This is a genomic window from Aestuariivirga sp. (assembly GCF_037139295.1).
In the GTDB taxonomy this organism is placed as follows: Bacteria; Pseudomonadota; Alphaproteobacteria; order Rhizobiales; family Aestuariivirgaceae; genus Aestuariivirga.
This window is the reverse complement of record NZ_JBAXGR010000177.1, coordinates 1-4,143: the sequence shown is the minus strand read 5'-3', so window position 1 is coordinate 4,143 and position 4,143 is coordinate 1. Positions and strand designations below refer to the sequence as shown.

The 4,143-nt window shown below is 68.1% G+C and carries 1 protein-coding gene; it reads left to right on the top strand.

Annotation, left to right across the window (positions count from 1 at the left end; all coding sequences use genetic code 11):
• Positions 1-49 precede the first annotated feature (49 nt).
• Positions 50-4,143: polyketide synthase dehydratase domain-containing protein (locus tag WCJ41_RS20330; RefSeq protein ID WP_336907663.1), on the top strand; the 4,094-nt coding region annotated here is incomplete at its 3' end.

Below are 4,143 nucleotides of genomic sequence, written 5' to 3'. Positions count from 1 at the left end.
GGGGTCGCTGATGGGGGGGCTGCCGACGGAGGGTCCGGAGGCTGGTGCGATGCTTGCGGTGTTCGCCTCCGGGGCGCGGATTGCGGTGGCGCTGGGCCGGTATCCGTCGGTATCGCTGGCGGCCGACAATGGGTTGCACCGGGTGGTGTCGGGGCCTGCCGGGATGGTTGCCGCGCTGGCGGATGAGCTCACGGGTGAGGGGGTGCGCTGTGAGCGGCTGCGCACCAGCCACGCATTCCATTCGCAGCTGATGGATCCGGTGCTGGACGCGCTGGAGGAGGCGTGCGGCGGGCTGGCGGTGTCGGCGGCCGGTGTTGGGCTGGTGTCCAATGTCACGGGGCGGCTGGTTGGGCCGGCGGAGCGCATGGACGGGGCCTATTGGCGTGCGCATGCACGCGCGCCGGTGGTGTTTGCGCAAGGCATCGAGAGCCTTGCAGGACTCGGGATCGATTGCCTTCTGGAGGTTGGCCCGCACGGGGTTCTGGCACCGATGGCGGGGCTGTGCTGGCCTTCGGGCGAGCGGCCGCGGCTGGTGGCGAGCCTGCAGCGCGCTCGCGATGGCGCGGATGGCGCGGGCGCCTTCGCCGGCGCGGTGGCGGCGGTCTACGCCGCCGGCGCGGCGCTGAGCTTCCCCGGCCTGTTCGCGGGCGAGGAACGCGCCAGGGTTCCGCTGCCTGGTTATCCCCTCCAGCGCCAGAGATACTGGGTCGATACCCGCAAACAGCGGGCTGCTGCAGCGCATGGCCTGCTGGGCACGCGTCATGACAGCGCGCGCGGCGAGGTGACGTTCGAGACGGAACTCTCAGCCGCGGAGCCGGCATGGCTGGCTGATCACCAGGTGTTCGGACGCATCGTCGTGCCGGGCGCGTTTTATGCCATCCTGGCCTTGTCGGCCGGAAAGGCGGCCGGTGAACGGACTGGCTCAGCCTCCTGGCTCGAAGAGTTCGAGATCCATGCCCCGCTCGTTCTCGAGGACGGGACGCAGCATAGCGTGCAGATTGTTCTTGGGGCGCCTGAGGGTGCGGTTCGTTCCGTGGAGATCTTTTCGCGCGCGGGCGCTGCGGAGGACTTCGTCCTGCACGCGCGTGGCCGTCTTGCGGCCGGGGCATATCCTGCCCGTGATGCCCTTGACCGCACCGCTGCTGCCGGGGACCTGACCACCGTCGACACGGCAGTGCTGTACGGGGGTTTTTCCCGGCTTGGCCTCGACTATGGGGCCGCCTTCCGGGGCGTGCATTCGCTTGGACTGCGGCCGGGCGAAGCTTTGGGCGAGTTATGGCTGGAAGGCGTGGAGGCGGAACGCCATTTGCTCCTGCACCCGGCTTTGCTCGATGCCGCCTTCCAGCTGTGTGGTGCGATCCTGCCCGCGGCGGCGGGAGAAAGTACCTACATGCCTATTGGTTGGAAGCGCCTGACGCTGGCGGAGGCGGTGCCTGGGAAGCTTCTGGCCCAGGCCCGGCTGCGCGGCGGCGGGAGCGGCCTTGGCGGGAACGCAAGTCCCCCCGAGACGATCACATTCGATGTAGGATTGTTCAGTGAGGAGGGGCGCTGGTGTGGGGCGATCGAGGGCTTCACGGTGAAGAAGGCCAGCCGGACCGCCCTGCTTGCCGGTTCCGGGCGGATCGACGATCTGTTCTATGAGACGGTGTGGAAAGGCGCGACCTTCGGGGGCGGTTTGCGCCCGGCTGGGTTTTTGGCGCAACCTCTTGGCATTGTTGCCTCTGCCTCTGCCGGTGCCGCGGAACATCTTTCCGCCGAGGGATTGACGTCGCAGGACCTGATGGATTCGCTTGCCGGGCTCGAGCGTCTGTCGCAGGCCTATGCGCTGTCAGCGCTTGAGGGGCTCGGCTGGAAACGCCGCAAGGGCGATCTTGTGTGCGCCGAGCCGTTGCGTCAGAACCTAAAGGTCCTGCTCAGGCATGGCCGTCTCTTGCAGCGGCTGCTGGTCCTCCTCGCCGACGCAGGGATCCTGGCGCTGGTGAAAGCCCCTGCTGGCGCGACGCCCACCTGGCAGGTGCTCGCCGGGCAGGGCGATGCCTTGCCCGATCCGGAGCTCACGGATCCCGAACGCTTCGCTGATGATCTGGCTGCCGCCTATCCCAAGGGGTTCATCGAGGTCAGCCTGCTGCGCCGCTGCGGGCAGGCCCTGAGCGGCGTGCTGCGCGGGCAGCTTGATCCTCTCGGCCTGCTCTTCGTGAGTGAGGGACCCAGTGCGGCCGACCTCTATCGGGATGCGCCCGCCGCCCGCGTGGCGAATGCACTGGTCGCGGATATTATTGGCAAAGCCATCGCGCAGCTGCCGCAGGGCCGCCGTCTGCGTATTCTTGAAGTTGGGGCTGGTACCGGCGGCACCACGGGCTCGATCCTGTCGGTCCTCCCGAAGGACCGGTTCAGCTATACGTACACCGATCTCTCGGCTAGCTTCTTTGGCAGCGTGCGCGCGCGTTTTGGCGAATATGGGCTGACCTGCCGTACCCTCGATATCGAGATTGATCCGCAGGCGCAGGGCTATAGCGCGCATGGCTATGATCTGGTGATCGCCGCCAATGTGCTGCATGCTACGCGCGACATTGGGGTGTCCCTTGCGCATTGCCGCACGCTGCTAGCCCCTTCAGGGCTGCTGGTTGCCCTTGAGGGACTGAAGGCCCAGGGTTGGCTTGACCTGACCTTCGGCCTGCTGGAGGGGTGGTGGAGCTTCGAAGATCCGTGGCGTCCCGATCATGCCCTGATGGGAGCAGCCCGCTGGCAAGCGGTGCTGTCGGAAACCGGTTTCCACGATGCGGCGGTGATCGCGGCGGATGGGGCCCGGCTGGAGGTTGCGTCCCAGGGCGTGATACTGGCGCGCGGCCCCTCCGCGGTGGTGGACCCCGAGGCCATGTGGCTGGTGCTGGCGCCGGGTGACGATGGCTTGGCCCTGGCCACGGGCCTTGCCGCGAGAAACCAGCAGGTCATCTGGGTTGAGAGCACCGGCATGGTTGCGGAAGGCTGGCTGCCGCCCGGCGTACGCCTGGCGTTTGCCGATCCCTCTTGCCGCGAGGCCTGGCAGGCGCTGATCGCGGCCCTGCCGGTCGGCGTTGCGCTGGACGGCGTGGTGCATGGCGAAGCGCTTGGCGAAGGCGCTGGCGAGCTTTGGCCTGACGTGGCGCGGATATCGGCCAGCGCGCTGGCCTTGAGCCAGGCGCTGCAGGATGCGGGCAGGTCCCTGCGCAAAGGCCTCACTTTCCTCACGCGCGGGGCCATCGTCACCGGGCAGGAACCTGCCCCGGGCCTGTCCGGGGCCGCGCTGTGGGGCTTCGCCAGGAGCCTTGCCCAGGAGGCCTCCCCGCTCGCGCCCCGGCTCATCGATCTCGATGCCGCAAACCGCAGCCGTGCAGGCGATCCTCTCCCGGCCGGGCTGATCGACATCCTTCTCGATCCGGACCAGGAAGGCGAAACCGCTTTGCGCGCCTCCGGGCGTCTCGCCAGCCGGGTCATGGCTAGGCGGAACACGGGCGCCCTCGTGCTGCCGCAGGGACCGTATTGGCAACTGGTGCGGAGTGCGGACGGGCTGATTGGCAACGTGCATGCGCAAGCGTTTGTGCCGCGCTCCTTGCAACCCGGCGAAGTTCGGGTCAGTCTCGATGCCACCGGCCTCAACTTCCGCGATGTGCTGAATGCGCTTAATGCTTATCCGGGCTTTGCCGGTGACCTTACGGGCCATCTTGCAGGTGCGCTTGGCGGCGAGTTCTGCGGCCGGGTGATCGCCTGTGCGCCGGATGTCGAATCCGTGCAGGTGGGCGACCGGGTGGTCGGGCTGGGAGCTGAGACATTCGCCCCGGAAACCATTACCTTTGCCGAGTTGGTCACCCAGGTTCCGCCCGTGCACGGCGCGGCCGCCCTTGCGTCCTTGCCAGTTGCCTATGTCACGGTTGAATTGGCCTTCCGCCTGGCGCATCTGAAGGCGGGCGAGCGCGTGCTGGTGCATGCCGGTGCCGGCGGTGTTGGACTGGCGGCGATCGCGCTTGCCCGGGTGCTGGGGGCTGAGGTCATCGCCACCGCGAGCGAAGGCAAGCGCGCCATGCTGCGGGGACTTGGCGTGGCCCATGTCTTCGACAGCCGCTCGACGCGCTTTGCCGCGGACATCCTCGCCGTCACCGGCGGCGC